This is a genomic window from Sediminibacterium sp. FW305-C-61, assembly GCF_058231065.1.
Window position 1 is genome coordinate 366583 of sequence record NZ_JBIQXR010000002.1, and the last position, 17555, is coordinate 384137.

The window sequence follows — 17555 nt, forward strand, 5'->3', positions numbered from 1 at the left end:
AAAAACTAGCCTGTGTTTATGCACAACCTACTTAATTACCAGTGATTTATGTATTTAATGTATTAATTTATTCAAATATATAAGCTATTTGAAAGAAATTATGACTTTTCAATTATCAATTGTCTTAACAGGTTTAGGGCATTAGTAGCTGTAAGAGCAATATTTCTTTCCCTGTCGAAGCGAAATTGAAACAACTGGGCAATGGTTTTTTCAGCAGAACTTATGGCGATCCAAACAGTTCCTACAGGTTTAGTTGGACTCCCACCTTCTGGTCCCATAATACCACTTACTGCGATGGAATAATCTGTTTGCATAATCTCCCTTACTTTTTCTGCCATCTGCCGTACCGTTTCTTCACTAACGGCCCCTACGGTATTCAATATTTCTGAGGGTACTTTCAGCAGGTTTTCTTTTATCCGGTTGTCGTAACTCACTACCGATCCAATATAATAGGCAGAAGCACCACTGTGTTTGGTGATTTGGTGTGCAATATAACCACCGGTACAACTTTCAGCAGTAGCAAGGGTTTGTTTTCTCTCCTTTAATAATTTACCTACTACCAGTTCCATTGGAAGATCTTCATCAATAACCAGGAATTCTTTGGTTCTTTCGGTGAGTTGATTAAAGTAAAATGCAAGTTCCTTTTCTAATACCTCGGCCAATGTTCCAGAACCAGTTAAACGTAGTCTTACCATGCCGTAATTAGGCAGGTAAGCTAATTTAATATGTGCAGGTAATGTATGCTCAATATCCTGTATCAATTCTGCCAGAAATGATTCGCCAATTCCTGCAGTTAGCAATGTTTTGTGTTGTACAACACCTCTGGTAAATCTTTTCTCAATGACGGGGATCACCTGATTTTCCATCAGCCATTTCATTTCGTGTGGGACACCCGGCATTGAAAAAAATAATACACCATCTTTCTCAAACAACATACCCGGCGCAGTTCCCCGGACATTTTTCAATACGGTACATACATCGGGTACTTCGGCCTGCTTTCTGTTTCTTTCAATCATCGGCCTTTTGAATACAGTTTCGAAAAGATAGGTAACATGCGCAAGGGTAACTTCATCTATTACCATCTTCCCACCAAAGTATTCGCAAAGCAATGGTTTGGTGATATCGTCTGCTGTAGGACCTAAGCCACCGGTAATCAACACGATCTTCGATTTTTTGCTTTCTTCGTCCAGGGCATTCCATATATCTTCCCAAACATCGCCAACTGCAACCCTCTGTTTTACGGTAACGCCAATCTTGTTTAATGCCTGTGCTATCCAGGCACTGTTGGTATCAATAACCTGACCAATCAGTAATTCGTCGCCGATTGTTATAATTGAGGCAAAAACTTTTTCCATACTTTACAGGCGCTTAATTTTAATGCAAGGTAAAACGCATTTATGAGAAGACTTGTTTACAGTTGTGTTAGTTTGATTTTTTTTATGTCCGGTTTACATGGACAATCTGTTAAGGACAAGCTGGAAAAAGCGGTTCAGCAGTTGCTTGCCGATTCGCAGATGCGCTATGGAACCCTTGGCTTTTCCGTTATAAACAGCGAGACCGGAGCAGTTGTGTATGAATACAATGCAAATACTGGTCTGGCCCCAGCCAGTTGCCAGAAAATAGTCACCAGTGCGGCTTCTTTTGATTTACTGGGACAAGCGTTTACCTATAAAACCCAGTTGGCTTATGATGGAACAATTACCAATGGCAAACTCAATGGAAACCTGCATATCATAGGTTCAGGGGATCCTACTCTTGGTAGCTGGCGATACAGTAAAACCAGCGATACCCTGCTTTTGCGTGAGTGGAAAGTATTGTTGGGAAAAGCAGGCATCAAATCAATTTCCGGAAATATTATCACCCATAGCGATCAGTGGGAAACATCATCCGTGCCGGGAGGATGGCCATGGGATGATATGGGGAACTATTATGGGGCGGGTGCTTATGGCCTCAATTGGCGGGAGAACCAGTATGATGTAGTACTGAAATCAGGTTTGAATACGGGAGATGCTGTTCATATTGTTAAGACCGTTCCTAAATTATACAACCTGCTTTTTACGAATGAATTGAAAGCAGGGAAAAAGGGGAGTGGAGATAATGCCTATATATTTTCCGCGCCTTACAATGAAAGGGTTTTTATCAGGGGAACAATTCCTCCGGCTCAGCAAAGGTTTACTATTTCAGGATCCATGACCGATCCTCAACAACAACTCGCTTATAGTTTGGCGGCCCAGCTTGTTTCTGCAGGTAAAACGCCTGGCGTTAGGGTTAAATCGGGCACCGCAAAGATGACGGCCCTGCACACACAGGAATCACCAACTTTAGATAGTGTGATTTATTGGTTCATGAAAAAAAGCATAAACCTTTATGGAGAAAGTCTGGTAAAAACAATCGCCTGGCAGCAAAAAGGCTTCGGTTCTACTGATGAAGGTCTTACCATTATGAAAGATTTCTGGAAGGAGAAAGGTATTGATCCTGCGTCACTTAGAATGATTGATGGAAGTGGATTATCGCCACAAAACCGGGTAACTACCAGTGCATTGGTTAAAGTATTGCAATATGCACGAACAAAAGACTGGTTCAAATATTATCAGGATGCTTTTCCTGAATATAATAAAATGAAATTAAAGAGTGGAACAATCGGAGGATCAAAGGGTTTTGCAGGTTATCATACTTCAAAGGAAGGTATTAATTATACCATTGCCATGCTTGTAAATAACTATGACGGATCTGCCAGTGAAATCGTAAAGAAAATGTTTCTTGTACTCGATGAACTAAAATAACCTCCGCGTAACCTCTGCGCTCTCTCGTTCTCTGCGGTTAAAAGAGCGAATGTTCACCGCAGAGAACGAGAGATCACTAGGTTTGCGCAGGGAACTTTAAAATAACATATTATGAAAGAACAAAACTTTAGTAACCATACACGCTATGTACCTGTATGGCATTTTTTTGTGGCGCCAGCCCTTCTTTGTTTGTTGATAGGTGCTTTTATCAATCTGGCAGATGCTTCTGATGATAACCTGTATTCGGCATCACTCATCTGTTTGATCAGTGTTGTGCTTGGGTTTATCTACTGGTATGTGCGGGCATTTGCCTTAAAAGCGCAAGACAGGGCCATTAGGGCAGAAGAACAATTCCGTCATTTTATACTAACAGGGAAGCCACTGCCCGGTAATTTGCGATTAAGACAAATTATTGCGCTGCGTTTTGCTTCCGATGAGGAATTGCCTGCATTGGCTGAAAGGGCCTCAAAAGAAATGCTGGACAGTAAAGATATTAAAGCTGCCATTCAGCACTGGCGCCCTGATTATAACAGACTTTGATCCGCAAAATAGGGGCTTAGTTTTTCATATAAAGCAACGGGCATTTGTGTTTTTTTGCCGGTATTGCTGTCAATAAAGTACAAGGTTACTTTTCCCGTGGTGAGCAATTTATTTTGCTCATTGTATACTTCATTGTAAAAACTGATGCTGTGATCGGTGGGTAATTCCTTCAAGATTGTTTTAATGGTTATAAGGTCGTCGTAATGCGCGGGCCTTAAAAAACGTGCTTCCATCGCCACCACGGGCATATGAATACCCATCTCTTCCATTTTTTTATAGGTAAATCCCAGTTCCCTTATCGACTCGGCCCGGCCTACTTCAAAGTACTGTGCATAGTTGCCGTAATACACGATATCCATCTGGTCGGTTTCTGCATACCTTATCCTTACCGTAGTGCTGTGCGTGTACATAGTTATCCTGATTTGTTGACAAACTTACGCTCTTGATCTGTTTTTCCACAAATACCTGTTAAGCCTTTCCTTACAAAACGCTAATACTACCTTTAAATAAGGTTTTTCGCTTTTCATTAAGAAAGAAACAGAAATCTTTGTCATTAAGCAGTCGCAATCTATGAACAGATTCCTATCCATAAGCCTCACTGTAGCCATACTAGCATTGCATAGCGGCACAAAGGCACAGATAACACAATTGTTGCAGGATCCTGATGCCGAATTCAAGCAGGCAAAGGAATTGTTTCAAAACGACCAATATGGTCTGGCATATCCTGTATTCAAAAAAATATATAGTAATGGTGCGGTAAACAGTAACCTGCCAATGGCGGTTCAGCTTGAATCGAAATACTACTATATACTTTGTGGTTTAAAGATTAACGATTCAACCGCTGCGCCGATGGCAGTTGATTTTGTTGAGAAAGAATACGATGTACCACATGTACAAATGATGCACTTTCATCTGGGGGAGTATTATTACCGAAGAAAAATGTTGCAGGAAGCAGTTGCCAGCTATGAAAAAACCAATATTGCCAACCTCAGCAACCGTGAAATTGCAGACATGAAATTCCATCAGGCTTATGGATATTTTACCATGGCGCAGTTTGATAAAGCCAGACCGCTGTTTAATTCCATTCGCCAGATCCCAGAAGATCCCAACTATGTAGATGCGAACTATTATTATGGCTTTATAGCATTTAATGAGAAAAAATATGGGGAAGCCATTACAAGCTTCCAGATTGCAGAACAATCTCCCGATTACCAGAACGTCATACCTTTTTACCTTACTGAAATTTACTATTTCAATGGAGAGCGCGACAAAGCATTATCCTATGGCGAAGCTGCGCTGAAAAAAGGGGGGCAATATTATGATCTTCAATTAAGACAGTTGGTTGGTCATCTCTGGTTTGAAAAAAGACAATATGCCAATGCGCTTCCATATCTCGAAAAATATGTTGCAGGTAACCAAAAAGTGAGAAGGGAGGATCTATATGAATTATCGTACTGTTATTATGAAGCAAAGAACTGGACCAAATCTATCGATGGATTTAAACAGTTAGGCGGAGGAGAAGATTCTCTGGCACAAAATAGTATGTACCTGTTGGCCGATGCGTATTTGAAAACGAACGACAAAACAAATGCAAGGAATGCATTTCAGTTTTGTGCGGCCAATAACAGCAATGCTTTACAAAAGGAAGTATCAGCTTTCAATTACGCCAAACTTTCTTATGAGTTAGGATTTATGGATGCAGCACAAAAAGGGTTTCAGTCTTTTACCGCAGCATACCCTACCTCTACAATGCTACAGGAAGCAAGAGAATTGCTGGTGAGCACGCTTGCTAATACCAGCAACTACAAAGATGGGCTTGCATTGTATGAAAGCTTACCTGTGCGCAGTGAGAACGCCATGAAAGTATATCCCAGATTACTTTATGGACGTTCGGTAGAACTCATCAATGACCAGCAATTGTCGCAGGCCGATCCACTGTTAAGTCGCTTACTGGAAGTGCCTTATAATAATACCCTTGTATCATTGGCCCGTTTCTGGAAAGGTGAAATTGCATACCGTAATGGAAATAATGAGTCTGCAATAGCATTCTTCACTGATTACCTTAAAAACCCTGTTTCGAATGGGGAAGTGAATACATTGAATACCAGGTATAACCTTGGATATGCTTTGTTGAAAACGGAAAATTATCCTGCTGCAAAGGAGCAGTTTGAGCTGATTGCGAAAAATATCGGATCCTCATCTACAGCCATAGAAAAGGATGCTTACCTGCGTTCAGGCGATTGTTATTTTATGAATAAAGATTATCGTCAGGCCTTAAAAATTTACGATCAGGTTATGGCTTTGCAAATGAATGGCGCCGATTATGCACTGTTCCAAAAAGCAATTATCGCAGGTGCGATGAACCAGAATGCAGAAAAACTTACCTTATTACAGAGTATTGATGTTAAGTACCCAAGCTCTCCATTCACCACAGATGCGGCACTTGAAATGGCCAATACTTATATAGCGGATGAAAATTATGAAGCAGCCCTGGTGCCATTGAATAAACTCATCAAAGGAAATAAAGCTGCATCTTTAAAACCAGAAGCTTACCTGAAAGCCGGTATCGCCTATTTTAACCTTGATAAAAACGAAGAATCACTTACGCACTTTAAAACACTTGTATCAACATATCCCAATGCAAAGGAAACGGATGGAGCTATTGAGTATATCCGAAATTTATTTGTAGAGCGCCAGCAGCCCGGAGAATTTGCTGCCTTTATGCGAGCCAATGGCAGACCAGTTACTTATAACGAGGAAGATTCTTTAACGTTTAAGTCGGCCATGTTACGATACGATGTGAAGGATATGGTGGGCGCAAAAAATGGGTACAAAGATTATTTGTCAAAGTTCCCCGATGGACGATACCAGATTGAAGCCAATTATTTTACGGCAGAAATACTGGTGAATGAAAAAGCCCTGAAAGAAGCACTTCCATTTTATGTTGCGGTAGCTGGGAAGGGGGTAAGTACTTTTGCGGAGAGAAGCGTTTTGCAAGCTGCACGCATTTATTATTTTGAATTGAAAGATTATGAACAGGCTGAAAAATATTTCACACAACTAAAACCTATTGCCACACAGCAGGAAAATAAACTGGAGGCCATGCGCGGATTACTGCGGTGCCAGTTCAGAGCACAGAAATGGGCGGAAGCAGCCCCTAACGCGGAAGAATTGCTGAAAGCATCTGGTATTGCCACAGATGATAGAATGATGGCAAGTCTGGTAGTAGCAAAAAATCATCAGTTAAATAATGAACCTGATCAGGCAATAAATGCTTATAAGCAAGTTATTGCAACTGGTAAATCTGAGTATAGTGCAGAATCACAGTACCGTATCGCTGAAATATTATTCCAGCAGGATAAACTGGCAGATGCCGAGAAATCTGCTTTTGAGGTTATTAAAAAATCAGGATCCTATGAATTTTGGGTAACAAAAAGTTACCTGCTCCTGGGTGATATATATTTCAAACAAAAAGACCTGTTTAATGCGGAAGCCACTTTTAAAAGTATTGTAGACAATGGTACAATAGCTGAGCTAAAAACAGAAGCACAGCAAAAACTTACGCAGGTGCTTGCGGAAAAAGCGAAAACTAATCAGGTTGAACAAGAATAAATCAGCATACATGATTCATCAAACATATAAAGGAGTTTTAGTTGCACTGATGTTGCTGTCGGTACTTACATCCGATGCACAACGCCGACGTACTGTAAAAAAGAAAACTACTCCTAAAAAGACAACCACCGTTAAAAAAACTACGGCTCCCAGCGAGCAGGCTGAATCTATGGCCAATAGGGAAGCACTAGGAGATACTTCTGCTCCCAAGGTAGTAACGGTTACATCTGCCTTCAAACCTTCTTTAAAGAATGCAGCCAAAATAAATTTTACCGCTGCGTCTCCATTTGTTGATTCATCAAGAACACCAGTTACTTATACCGTGCCGGCACAGAACCTGTTTTTTTCTTATCAGCCGGTACCGATTAAACCACTTGCACTTCCCGTTGATACTGGTTTTCACTGGCAGAATGACCATTCCGTAAAAGTTGGTCTGGGTAATTTCAATAGCTTCCTGCTCTCCGGGGCTTTCTCATTCGGTGATGGTGTAAAAAGCAATACTATTGTAACAGCAGATTACCTCACTAATAAAGGAAATCTTTTTGCCCAACAATATGCAAACCTGGGGTTAAGTGTGCTATCTGTATTTAATACAAACAATAATAACGAGTGGACCACCAAAGCCTGGTATAAAAATACTACCCGCTATTATTATGGCTATGATTCTACATTGTACCATTATAGTAAAAGCTCTTTACTTAGAAGGTTTAATGATGCCGGGATTGAAATTGGTTTGCGCAACAAGAAAGCCAATGCTTTCAATATTACTTATGCACCGAAACTTAGCCTGCATTATTTCAGTGATAACCGTTCAAATAAAGAATACAACTTAATCTTGAATGCGCCATTAAAGAAGAAATTCGGAGAGCATTTTGCCATCGATCTTGGTGTAACTGCTGATATTGCCAGCACCGATTTTGAAGTAACTGGAATTGGATCAAGGTGGAAACAAACCAATAACCTTTTCTATGTTAGTCCTTCCATCGAATATGTAAGCAAAGGCTTCAAACTTTCTGGAGGTATCAGACCATCCTGGGATAATGGAAAATTTGCTACCCTGCCTAATATCACAGCAGAAGTAAAAGTTCCGGAAACCCCTCTGGTGGCAGAGGCAGGCTGGGTTGGCTATTTTAATAAGAATAGTTACCGAAGTATAGCCGATTTTAATCCATGGATCAATACGCCGATGTTGATGCTTAGGAATACAAAAGTTATGGAGCAGTACGCGGGTATCAAAGGAGCTGCAGGAAACCACTTAACTTATAGGGCCAGAATTTCCTTTCAACAATTGAATAACCAGCCAGTATTCCCCAATTCCGTTACCGATGGCAAAGATTTTTCTGTTTTGTATGAAACTTCTCTGAATGTTGTACAGATTCATGGAGAACTCGGTTATACATTACAGGAGAAACTCTCTTTATTAGCAGGTGCTACTTTCCGTAAATATTCCAATTTGCCCAATTATGAGCCCTGGGGCTTATTGCCTTTTGAAGTAACAGGTACTTTAAAATGGAAAATATTAAAGGATCTTCAACTGAAAGCGGATGCATTTTTCTGGGATGGCAGTAAATACCGCGATGTAAACCTCAATACCTTCAAACTTAAGCCGGCTGCAGATATTAATCTTGGAGCTGAGTTTTCTGTGATGCCTAAACTGAATTTATGGGTACAATTAAATAATGTACTTAATAATAAATATCAGCGCTGGAACCAATATGAAGTATTAGGATTGAATGTTTTGGGGGGAGTTGTATATTCGTTCCGGTAAAAGGGAACTATGATACAAGATTTACTGTACAAATACCTCATTTTAAACGGCCGTTTGGGCATACCTGAAATAGGAGGGTTTGCCATTTACCGTACACCTGCATCCGTACAGGAAGATGGAACGGTAATGCAGGCGCCTGTACAGCAAATATTGTTTGAAGAAAAGCCGGTTACAGCCGATAAGAATCTCTTTCAGTTCCTTGCGCATGAAATGTCGACGGATGAAATAGCTGCCATAGGCTCATTTAACACCTGGGTATCATCTATCCGGGAACAACTTACACGGGATGCTTTTGTGAAACTGCCTTTTATTGGTACGCTTGAACAAACAACAGAAGGGGTTATTGGTTTTATACCTGCGACACCCGCAATTAAACCCTCATCCATTGACCTGCCTTATGGTATTGTTTGGCAGACTGATGAGACTGCTGAAGATGCATCAGTTGACAAAAATGATTCTGGTTGGTGGATCTATGCCATCATCCTTTTACTTTTAGGCATTGCAGCCATAGCCTACCGTTATCTCTAAAGTTTAGCATGCATGAGCGCCTCTATTGTGAATTATACCCATTGTCCTTTTTGTAACAGTGATGCCATTCATCCAGTAATGGCAGCTAAGGATTATACTGTAAGCAATACCGCATTCGAAATATGGCATTGCGTTACCTGTGCCAATAGGTTTACCCAATCAGTTCCAGATATCCACCATATAGGTGCGTATTATCAGTCTGCGGCATATATTTCTCATTCAGATACGGCTAAAGGATTGATCAATAAATTATACCATTGGGTCAGAGGGTATACGCTTGGTCGCAAAAAACGATTGATACAGAAAGTCAGCGGATTAAACCAGGGGGCATTACTGGATATCGGAGCCGGAACAGGTGCTTTTGTTACAACTATGTTGCAGGCTGGCTGGACAGTAACCGGATTGGAGCCGGATAGCATTGCCAGGGAAAATGCCAAACAAAAACACGGTATTGAGTTAAGGTCTGCAGATGATATTTACAGCCTGCCGCAATTATCATTCAATGTTATTACGCTATGGCATGTATTGGAGCATGTACATGATTTGCATGGCTATTTCAGGCAGTTTGTTGCATTGCTTAAACCGGGAGGTAAACTGGTGATTGCAGTGCCTAATTATACCAGTAAAGATGCTTCAGCTTATGGTGCGCAATGGGCAGCGTGGGATGTTCCCAGGCATTTATATCATTTCTCACCTAAAGGGATGGAACAACTCGCAAAGCAACATGGATTTAACCTGGAATCGATTCATCCCATGTGGTTCGATGCATTTTATGTGTCAATGCTCAGTGAGCAATACAAAAATGGGAAACCTAACTTGCCAGGAGCTTTATTAAGCGGTATTTCATCAAACCTAACCGCATTAGGCGATAAGCGTCGCTGCAGTTCCCTGATCTACGTGTTTAATTTAATTTGATTTCGTACAAAGCAGGCCATTTTTTGCCTGTTATGTAAAAACTTTGGGTAGCAGCATTGTAGGCAATGCCATTCAATACATACCCTTTTTCCATAAAAATATTTTCATCAAAAGGCTGATTGGTTCTTTTTAGGAGGTTTGAAAAGTCCATCCGGCTTTCTACCAACCCTGTTTCCGGATTTATTTTTACAATAATATCTGTTAGATACACATTTGCATAAATACTTCCATTCACAAATTCAAGCTCATTGAGGTTAGCGAGGTATCCATTATTGTCAAATACACCAAGTGTTTTTTCGATGGCAAAAGTTTCAGGGTTCACAAAGTATAAATTACTTGAGCCTGTGCTTACAATTAATTGTTTGCCATTGTGTGTAATTCCCCAGCCTTCCATGTCCCAGGTAAATTCTTTGATCTTCTTAAAAGTAGCGAGATCATACACAAACACTTTATGGTTCATCCAGGTAAGCTGATAAATTTTATCATTCAAGATAGTAATGCCTTCACCAAAATAATCTTTTGCGAGATCCAATTTCTGGTTGTATTTACCTGATTCAAGGTCAACTTTCACTAACCTGCTTTCGCCTTCAAGGCCTGTGCCTTCATAAAGGGCATTATTGTGCCATATTAAGCCTTCTGTAAAATAGCTGGTGTCGTGCGGATATACTTTTACAATAGAATAATTAAGGTTTGTTGGGGCAGGTATAGCGGTAGTATTGTTATTGTCCTGGTTATTGTCTGTCTTGTTATCAACACAAGAGGCGATTAAAATAAATGCCAGTAAATAGGGATAAAATTTCATCTGCTAAAGTTCAGGCTAAAATAATGAATTGGTAAAAAATAAATGCATTAATAATGTGAAAGTATATCACCGGCAAAGCTTTCGGCAATAACAGGTGTTAATGCAACACCCATGCCATTGCAGGCAATTGCAACAAAAAACTCACCTTTAAATGTGGTGATAGGCTGCCGGGTATCTGTAAATGCCATGATGCCGCTCCACGACTGTTCAATATTATATTGAATAGAAGGATGCATGTGATGCCTTAGAAAAACTTCCAAAGCAGTTTTGATAACGGAAGAGCCCTCCATGTTTGTAGTGGTTTCGCCTTCAAAATCGAGGTTTCTGCCACCGCCAAGTAATATTCTGTTGCCCAGGTTTCTCCAGTAATAATATCCTTCATCAAAATGAAATGTTCCCATCATTGGGAGATTAGGTATGGGAGAGGTAAGGATGATCTGTCCCCGGCCTGGAGTAACTTCACTATCCGGAATCAGAGAAGGTGTAAATGCATTGGTACAAAGAACAGTACGCCATGCTTTAATTCGTTCTCCTCCTGATGAAATCAGTTCAATATCATTTGCACTTGAATTCCAGTCTTTCAGTTCGAAATTATAGAGAATCTGTACGCCTTTTGAAATAACCAGTTTCGTTAAAACCTGTATCAGTTTGCCGCTATGTAAAGCTGCTTCGGTATTGTTTTCAACCAGGGTATCGAAATGCTGTAGTCCGAGGCTATCCAGTTTGTTGCCTGCATACGTAAACACAGATCTTTTGCCGGTAATATCTTTCAGTAATTTGTTGAGATGGCTGATTCTGTCGTCAAGTGCAGGCCAGTGCCTGGAGTCTTTATTGATGCATTCATATCCGCCACATGGGTCAAAGTCAATCTGCTCATCAGTAAAATACCGTCGAATTTTTTCAATGCCCTTATAGCGCATTTCTACAATGCGTAACATATCATCTTTTCCGATGGTTTCCAGGTTGTTGAATAATTCAGTGGGACTACCAAAACACGCAAATCCTGCATTACGTGTGGATGCCCCAAGAGGAGTCTTGTTTTTTTCGAGGATGGTAATACGAACGCGGGGATTTTTTTCTTTCAGTGAGAGTGCTGTCCATAACCCCATTAATCCCGCGCCTACAATAGCAATATCGCAGGGAGCGTAAAAAGATTCTTTTTCCCAAATAGACAAGCTAACCATGTAGCGAAAGTACAGAATCCTGCCCTGGAATTAGTTCCAGGGTAGGGATATATTATACATTGAAACGGAAATGCATTACATCGCCATCTTTTACGATGTATTCCTTTCCTTCAATCCTTAATCTGCCATTATCGCGACAAGCAGCTTCACTACCATATTTTATAAAGTCTTCATAAGCGATTACTTCCGCTTTAATGAATCCTTTTTCAAAATCAGTATGAATAACACTTGCTGCCTGTGGCGCTTTCCATCCTTTATGAATGGTCCAGGCCCTTACTTCCTGCACACCTGCAGTGAAATAAGTATCGAGGTTCAATAATTTATATGCAGTGCGGATAAGTCTGTTTAAGGCAGGTTCTGTCATTTTATATTCTTCCATGAACATCTGCTTATCTTCCTCTGAATCCATTTCAGCAATCTGGGCTTCAATATTGTTACACATCACAATCATTTCGGCGCCTTCTGCTGCTGCAACGACTTTCAATTGTTCTGAGAACTTATTACCTGTATGCATGCTGGCTTCATCTACATTGGCCACGTACAATACAGGTTTATCTGTCAATAAAAAAAGATCAGCTACCGCTGCTTTTTCTTCCTTGCTTAGTCCAAGTGAGAATATGCTTTTGCCTTTTTCGAGGTGTGACTTACAACGCGACAATATTTCAAATTCGGCTTTTGCTTTTACATCAGTACCAACCCTGGCCATTTTCTCTACCCGTTGCATTTTCTTTTCTACACTTTCCAGGTCTTTCAATTGCAATTCGGTATCGATAATTTCTTTATCGCTAACAGGATTAATGGCTCCTTCTTCACGTAAAACGTTCTCGTCTTCAAAACAACGGATCACGTGGATGATGGCATCTACTTCACGGATATTTCCAAGGAATTTGTTGCCAAGTCCTTCACCCTTACTGGCACCTTTAACAAGACCTGCGATATCCACTATTTCCATTTGAGTAGGAACAATCCTATCCGGAACCACCAGTTCTGCCAGTTTCGCAAGTCGCTCATCCGGAACATCTACCAGGCCCACATTGGGTTCAATGGTACAGAAACGGTAATTGCTAGCCTGTGCTTTGGCACTATTACTAACTGCATTAAAAAGGGTTGATTTTCCAACATTGGGTAATCCTACAATACCTGCTTGTAAAGCCATAATCCGATTTTTCGAGCGGCAAATATAGCGCTTTGGGGGGAGATTAGTGAATAGTGAGTAGTGAGTAGTCAGTAGTGAATTTAGGAGAATATAATATTCAAAAGTTTTAGGGACTACTGACCACTGACTACTCACTATTCACTATTTTCACGATCTAATTCAACACCATGGCCCTTAACATCGTATGGATAGCATTTTTTATCGTTGCGTTTGTAATAGCACTGTATAAATTCATCTTTCTGCATGATACCGATGTTTTTAAGACCCTGGTAGATGGGATGTTTGATAGTGCCAAAAGTTCTGTGATAGACGTAGCTTTCCCTTTAACGGGAGCAATGGTATTCTTTCTTGGACTGATGAATATTGCTGAAAAAGCCGGAGCTATTAACTGGCTTGCTAAAATACTCAATCCATTTTTGAAGCGACTTTTTCCTGAAGTTCCTGAAAAACATCCTGCGATGGGACAAATGGTGATGAATTTCAGCGCCAATATGCTGGGGCTGGATAATGCTGCAACGCCGTTTGGCTTAAAGGCGATGGAAGGACTCCAATCCATCAATCCTGAAAAAGAAAAAGCTTCCAATGCACAGATCATGTTTTTGGTATTACATACCAGTGGACTCACCTTAATTCCCTTAACCATTATCTCTTACAGGCTTGCTGCAGGCTCTAAGGAAGCGGCGAGTGTGTTTATACCACTTGTTCTTGCTACGATTTGTACAACGCTGGCATCCATTTTTGTAGTAGGGATGAAGCAAAAACTAAAATGGGATAGGGTGATGTTTGGATGGATAGGGAGTTTGTTATTAGTGGTGGCCCTTATGTTATTCTGGGTGCAGGGTATGCAACCTGAACAAAGGGAAGTATTCAGTAAAATCACAGGTAATTTCTTATTGCTTTTAATTGTTGTAGCAATTATTGTTGGGGCGATGTGGAAGCGGGTAAATGTATTCGACGCTTTTGTAGAAGGAGCTAAAGGAGGATTTGATGTAATCATAAAAATCATTCCCTATCTGGTAGGAATGTTGGTGGCTATTCGTGTGTTTCGCGATAGCGGCGCATTGGGTTATTTGGTAGATGCAATAACCTGGTTGCTGATGCAGACAGGTGTGAATACAGACTTTACAGCGGCACTTCCTGTTGCCATCATGAAACCATTCAGTGGCAGTGGTGCCAGAGGGTTAATGCTCGATGCAATGCAGGTTCATGGCCCGGATTCTTTTGTCGGCAAACTGGCATCCACCTTCCAAGGTTCTGCTGATACCACATTCTATATCATTGCACTTTATTTCGGCAGCGTAGGAATAAAAAAAGTACGCTACGCCATCTGGGCAGGCATGCTGGCAGATATAATTGGCGTTGTAATGGCCATTATTATCGGCTACATTTTCTTTCATTAGGATAGACCATGGACCATGGACTATGGTCTATGGACTATCGTCCATCTGCTAGTAGCTCCTTCAGCCTGCTTACCCCTTCTGAGGCTGGGGCTTCAATTTTGGTAAGATGCTTTATTGAGGGTGTTGTTGGGATATGCTTGTCGATGATATATTTCGGGATATGTGCTGGTGCAATATCCAATAAGCCAGCAGCAGGATATACTACCAGGGATGTGCCAATAACAACAAAGATGTCTGCCTGTGAAGTTATACGGGCTGCTTCGGTAATCATTGGTACGGGTTCTTCGAACCAAACGATATAAGGCCTGAGCTGATGGTGATCTTCAGCAGTATCGCCAAGGTTTATATCGCCTCGGATGGCATAAATCAATGATTCATCATGCTCGCTTCTCATTTTAAATATCTCACCATGCAGGTGTAAGACTTTTGTGCTTCCACCACGTTCATGCAGATCATCGATATTTTGTGTGATGATATGAACATCATACGCTTTTTCAAGTTCTGCAAGACCAGTATGGGCTGCATTCGGATTAGCATTGGCAATATCTTTTCTTCTTAGGTTATAAAATTCAAGCACCAGTCATGGATTTTTCTTCCAGCCCCTGGGGGAAGCCACTTCATAAACATCGTGGCCCTCCCAGAGTCCGTCGCTATCGCGAAATGTTTTGATACCACTTTCAGCACTGATGCCAGCACCAGTGAGTATTACCAGTTTTGGTTTTATTTTTTGAGTACCTGTATTTTTCTGCGTTTCCATAAAAATCCGATCAATAGTCCTGATAAAATTAAGGGCCAGATACGAATGCCTATCAGTATAATTTCCACCAATATATCACCACCTTCAGCAAAACCATCTTTTAATCTTGTCCAGAAAGGGTTTGGTTTTGGTGTTATGGAAGTAGCTGTGATGAATGAATAGTAATTGAGGTGTATTGTGCTGTAAGCAGACTGATGCGATAAATAATTCAACCGTCCATTGGCCGACTCCAATTGTTCCTGAATATTATTGATCTCCTGTTCAACTTTTAATATATCGTCCATTTTCTTTGCATCCTGTAAGAGTTGTACATAACGATCTCTAATTTTTTTTCTGGCTTCAATTCTAGACCGGCTATCATACATTTCAGCGGTTACATCTTCTGTGCCTACGTTTTTCTGTATGATACGAACACTGTCTGAAGCAAAACTGTTGAGTAAAGATTCGAATTCGGCAACGGGCACTTTGATGGTCATCTGGTTTTGTTTTCTTTCCTCTGAAAATGTCTGTTCTTCAGATGCGATGTAAGCCCCATATCTTTTCAGGTTCTGCCGGATATCCTGATCGAAACGCGTATAGTTATTCGCTTCAATGGTGATATTGGCTGTTTTAATCAGCTTCTTATCCCAATCAGTATAGGTTGGTTTACCAGATATGTTTTTAGGTTTTGCAGGTTCATCCTGTGTAGGTATATCGGCTATATTATCTGTAGCCGCATTGGTCGAATCAGCTACCGTTGCAGGTTCCATTTGAATAGTGGTGGCGATATCGGCTCTTTCAGTTGAACCGCTGTTACAGGCAATAGCAAACAGTATGGCCATAGAGGCCATGAATGAAATGGTCTTCATAAAAATGTTTATTATTTAGATGCAGTGAAGTAAAAAATGCACAGGCCTGTAACCATGAATACCATTCACGTGTAAAAAGTAACCCGGGAAGAATTGTTAAAACTCAGCAGTAAATTATTTGGTGCCTGAAAGTTCCAGGATGATTTTCCATTCTTCATCTGTAACTGGCTGTACCGATAGACGGCCTAAACGTACCAAAGCCATATTGGATAGTCTTTTGTCTGACTTTATTTGAGCAAGAGAAACGGGTGTCTTTAGTTTTTTAAATGGGGCGAAGTCAACTGCTGACCATGTATCATCATCTGCAGTAGGGTCGGGGTATGCTTCTTTGATAACTTTAGCGATACCTACTATTTCAAGTCCTTCATTGCTATGGTACCAAAATGCCTGGTCGCCTTTCTTCATCGCACGCAGGTGATTTCGGGCTGCATAATTACGTACGCCATCCCAGAAAGTAGATTTATCTTTTTCAAATTTATCCCAACTGTATTTAAAGGGTTCTGATTTAATAAGCCAGTAAGCCATAATAAGTTATATGGGGTTTAAAATGAAGCAAGTACATCTGCAAGGTGTACAACTTTTAATCCTGATCCTTTGTGTTTAATACAACCATCAATATGCATAAGACAGCTCATATCTGTGCTGATAATATATTCAGCACCCGTTGCGGTTGCGTTCGTGATTTTCTGATCTGCCATTGCTACGCTGATGGGTTCAAATTTCACAGCGAAGCTACCACCAAATCCGCAGCAGGTTTCATTATCCGCCATTTCTATCAGTTCAAGTCCTTTTACCTGCTGTAACAATTTCCTGGGTTCCTGTTTCAATCCACATTCACGCAGTGCTGCGCAACTATCATGATAAGTAGCTTTTCCTTCAAAGCTTGCACCCAGGTTTTCAACCTTTAAAATATTTACCAGGAAATCTGAAAGTTCAAAAATTCTTTCGCTAAGTTTTCGGGCCACTTGTTGTTGTGAAGATTGTTCGTACAGTTTACTGTAATAGTTCTTTACAAAACCAACACAACTTGCACTGGGAGCCACAATATAATCAGAGCCACTAAAGTCTTCGATAAATTTGTTGCAGACATCTTTGGCTTCACCCCAGAAGCCTGCGTTAAAAGCTGGTTGACCACAACAGGTTTGGTTGGCATTATAATCAACTTCACAACCTGCTTTCTCCAGTACTTTTACCATGCTGAACCCCACACCGGGGTAGAGTTGGTCTATAAAACAGGGTATGAAAATCTGTACGCGCATAAA

At 40.7% G+C, this 17555-nt stretch carries 15 protein-coding genes and 1 pseudogene; 7 read left to right on the top strand and 9 right to left on the bottom strand.

Going from position 1 to position 17555, the window contains the following annotated elements:
* Positions 1–98 precede the first annotated feature (98 nt).
* Positions 99–1355 (bottom strand): competence/damage-inducible protein A, encoded by a 1257-nt coding sequence (locus ACH30E_RS06795; RefSeq protein ID WP_490824201.1) that lies wholly within the window; start codon positions 1353–1355, stop codon positions 99–101.
* Between the two features lie 42 nt (positions 1356–1397).
* On the opposite strand from ACH30E_RS06795, the gene dacB reads away from it, so the two are divergent.
* On the top strand, positions 1398–2783 hold the full coding sequence (gene dacB / locus ACH30E_RS06800; RefSeq protein WP_294994316.1) for a D-alanyl-D-alanine carboxypeptidase/D-alanyl-D-alanine endopeptidase: 1386 nt from the start codon (positions 1398–1400) through the stop codon (positions 2781–2783).
* A gap of 111 nt (positions 2784–2894) precedes the next feature.
* On the top strand, positions 2895–3323 hold the full coding sequence (locus tag ACH30E_RS06805) for a DUF6526 family protein (protein ID WP_490824204.1): 429 nt from the start codon (positions 2895–2897) through the stop codon (positions 3321–3323).
* Here the strand turns inward: ACH30E_RS06805 and ACH30E_RS06810 are convergent.
* The gene (locus ACH30E_RS06810; protein WP_294994322.1) at positions 3308–3733 is read right to left on the bottom strand and encodes an acyl-CoA thioesterase; all 426 of its coding nucleotides are present in this window, start codon (positions 3731–3733) and stop codon (positions 3308–3310) included. The genes ACH30E_RS06805 and ACH30E_RS06810 overlap by 16 nt on opposite strands.
* Positions 3734–3893: 160 nt before the next feature.
* On the opposite strand from ACH30E_RS06810, the gene ACH30E_RS06815 reads away from it, so the two are divergent.
* The 4 genes from ACH30E_RS06815 to ACH30E_RS06830 are packed head-to-tail and all read left to right on the top strand — an operon-like array spanning position 3894 to position 10146.
* The gene (locus ACH30E_RS06815; RefSeq protein WP_490824206.1) at positions 3894–6935 is read left to right on the top strand and encodes a tetratricopeptide repeat protein; all 3042 of its coding nucleotides are present in this window, start codon (positions 3894–3896) and stop codon (positions 6933–6935) included.
* 10 nt (positions 6936–6945) lie between these two features.
* On the top strand, positions 6946–8703 hold the full coding sequence (locus ACH30E_RS06820; RefSeq protein ID WP_490824208.1) for a hypothetical protein: 1758 nt from the start codon (positions 6946–6948) through the stop codon (positions 8701–8703).
* A gap of 9 nt (positions 8704–8712) precedes the next feature.
* Complete coding sequence (locus ACH30E_RS06825) at positions 8713–9231, top strand: hypothetical protein (protein WP_294994331.1); 519 nt, start codon at positions 8713–8715, stop codon at positions 9229–9231.
* 12 nt (positions 9232–9243) lie between these two features.
* Positions 9244–10146, top strand: coding sequence for a class I SAM-dependent methyltransferase (locus ACH30E_RS06830; protein WP_490824211.1), 903 nt, complete (start codon positions 9244–9246; stop codon positions 10144–10146).
* Here ACH30E_RS06830 and ACH30E_RS06835 read toward each other — a convergent pair.
* From ACH30E_RS06835 to ychF, 3 genes are read right to left on the bottom strand one after another with little or no spacing between them, the layout of a single operon-like run.
* Complete coding sequence (locus ACH30E_RS06835) at positions 10133–10948, bottom strand: glutaminyl-peptide cyclotransferase (RefSeq protein WP_490824213.1); 816 nt, start codon at positions 10946–10948, stop codon at positions 10133–10135. The genes ACH30E_RS06830 and ACH30E_RS06835 overlap by 14 nt on opposite strands.
* 47 nt (positions 10949–10995) lie before the next feature.
* Positions 10996–12132 (bottom strand): NAD(P)/FAD-dependent oxidoreductase, encoded by a 1137-nt coding sequence (locus tag ACH30E_RS06840; RefSeq protein ID WP_490824215.1) that lies wholly within the window; start codon positions 12130–12132, stop codon positions 10996–10998.
* Positions 12133–12184: 52 nt separating this feature from the next.
* Complete coding sequence (gene ychF / locus ACH30E_RS06845; protein ID WP_490824216.1) at positions 12185–13288, bottom strand: redox-regulated ATPase YchF; 1104 nt, start codon at positions 13286–13288, stop codon at positions 12185–12187.
* Between the two features lie 167 nt (positions 13289–13455).
* Between ychF and ACH30E_RS06850 the strand changes: the two genes are divergently transcribed.
* Positions 13456–14688 (top strand): nucleoside recognition domain-containing protein, encoded by a 1233-nt coding sequence (locus ACH30E_RS06850; protein ID WP_490824218.1) that lies wholly within the window; start codon positions 13456–13458, stop codon positions 14686–14688.
* 34 nt (positions 14689–14722) lie between these two features.
* Here the strand turns inward: ACH30E_RS06850 and ACH30E_RS06855 are convergent.
* From ACH30E_RS06855 to ACH30E_RS06870, 4 genes and pseudogenes are all read right to left on the bottom strand, one after another.
* Positions 14723–15445, bottom strand: a pseudogene (locus tag ACH30E_RS06855) (SIR2 family NAD-dependent protein deacylase).
* Positions 15409–16293 carry a DUF4349 domain-containing protein gene (locus ACH30E_RS06860; RefSeq protein WP_490824219.1) on the bottom strand — a complete coding sequence of 295 codons (885 nt, stop codon included), beginning with the start codon at positions 16291–16293 and terminating at the stop codon, positions 15409–15411. The pseudogene ACH30E_RS06855 and the gene ACH30E_RS06860 overlap by 37 nt, the downstream one beginning before the upstream one ends.
* 114 nt (positions 16294–16407) lie before the next feature.
* Positions 16408–16818, bottom strand: a complete 411-nt coding sequence (locus tag ACH30E_RS06865; protein WP_490824220.1) for an EVE domain-containing protein — start codon at positions 16816–16818, stop codon at positions 16408–16410.
* Positions 16819–16835: 17 nt separating this feature from the next.
* Positions 16836–17552 carry a (Fe-S)-binding protein gene (locus ACH30E_RS06870; protein ID WP_294994358.1) on the bottom strand — a complete coding sequence of 239 codons (717 nt, stop codon included), beginning with the start codon at positions 17550–17552 and terminating at the stop codon, positions 16836–16838.
* Positions 17553–17555 lie beyond the last annotated feature (3 nt).

Excerpts from the sequence above, each read along its gene's own strand:
- ACH30E_RS06815 (WP_490824206.1), top strand. The coding sequence starts at position 3,894 with ATGAACAGATTCCTATCCATAAGCCTCACTGTAGCCATACTAGCATTG.
- ACH30E_RS06805 (WP_490824204.1), top strand. The coding sequence starts at position 2,895 with ATGAAAGAACAAAACTTTAGTAACCATACACGCTATGTACCTGTATGG.
- ACH30E_RS06825 (WP_294994331.1), top strand. The coding sequence starts at position 8,713 with ATGATACAAGATTTACTGTACAAATACCTCATTTTAAACGGCCGTTTG.
- ACH30E_RS06860 (WP_490824219.1), bottom strand. The coding sequence starts at position 16,293 with ATGAAGACCATTTCATTCATGGCCTCTATGGCCATACTGTTTGCTATT.
- ACH30E_RS06795 (WP_490824201.1), bottom strand. The coding sequence starts at position 1,355 with ATGGAAAAAGTTTTTGCCTCAATTATAACAATCGGCGACGAATTACTG.
- ACH30E_RS06840 (WP_490824215.1), bottom strand. The coding sequence starts at position 12,132 with ATGGTTAGCTTGTCTATTTGGGAAAAAGAATCTTTTTACGCTCCCTGC.
- ACH30E_RS06810 (WP_294994322.1), bottom strand. The coding sequence starts at position 3,733 with ATGTACACGCACAGCACTACGGTAAGGATAAGGTATGCAGAAACCGAC.
- ACH30E_RS06870 (WP_294994358.1), bottom strand. The coding sequence starts at position 17,552 with ATGCGCGTACAGATTTTCATACCCTGTTTTATAGACCAACTCTACCCC.
- ACH30E_RS06865 (WP_490824220.1), bottom strand. The coding sequence starts at position 16,818 with ATGGCTTACTGGCTTATTAAATCAGAACCCTTTAAATACAGTTGGGAT.
- ACH30E_RS06820 (WP_490824208.1), top strand. The coding sequence starts at position 6,946 with ATGATTCATCAAACATATAAAGGAGTTTTAGTTGCACTGATGTTGCTG.
- ychF (WP_490824216.1), bottom strand. The coding sequence starts at position 13,288 with ATGGCTTTACAAGCAGGTATTGTAGGATTACCCAATGTTGGAAAATCA.
- ACH30E_RS06850 (WP_490824218.1), top strand. The coding sequence starts at position 13,456 with ATGGCCCTTAACATCGTATGGATAGCATTTTTTATCGTTGCGTTTGTA.
- dacB (WP_294994316.1), top strand. The coding sequence starts at position 1,398 with ATGAGAAGACTTGTTTACAGTTGTGTTAGTTTGATTTTTTTTATGTCC.
- ACH30E_RS06835 (WP_490824213.1), bottom strand. The coding sequence starts at position 10,948 with ATGAAATTTTATCCCTATTTACTGGCATTTATTTTAATCGCCTCTTGT.
- ACH30E_RS06830 (WP_490824211.1), top strand. The coding sequence starts at position 9,244 with ATGAGCGCCTCTATTGTGAATTATACCCATTGTCCTTTTTGTAACAGT.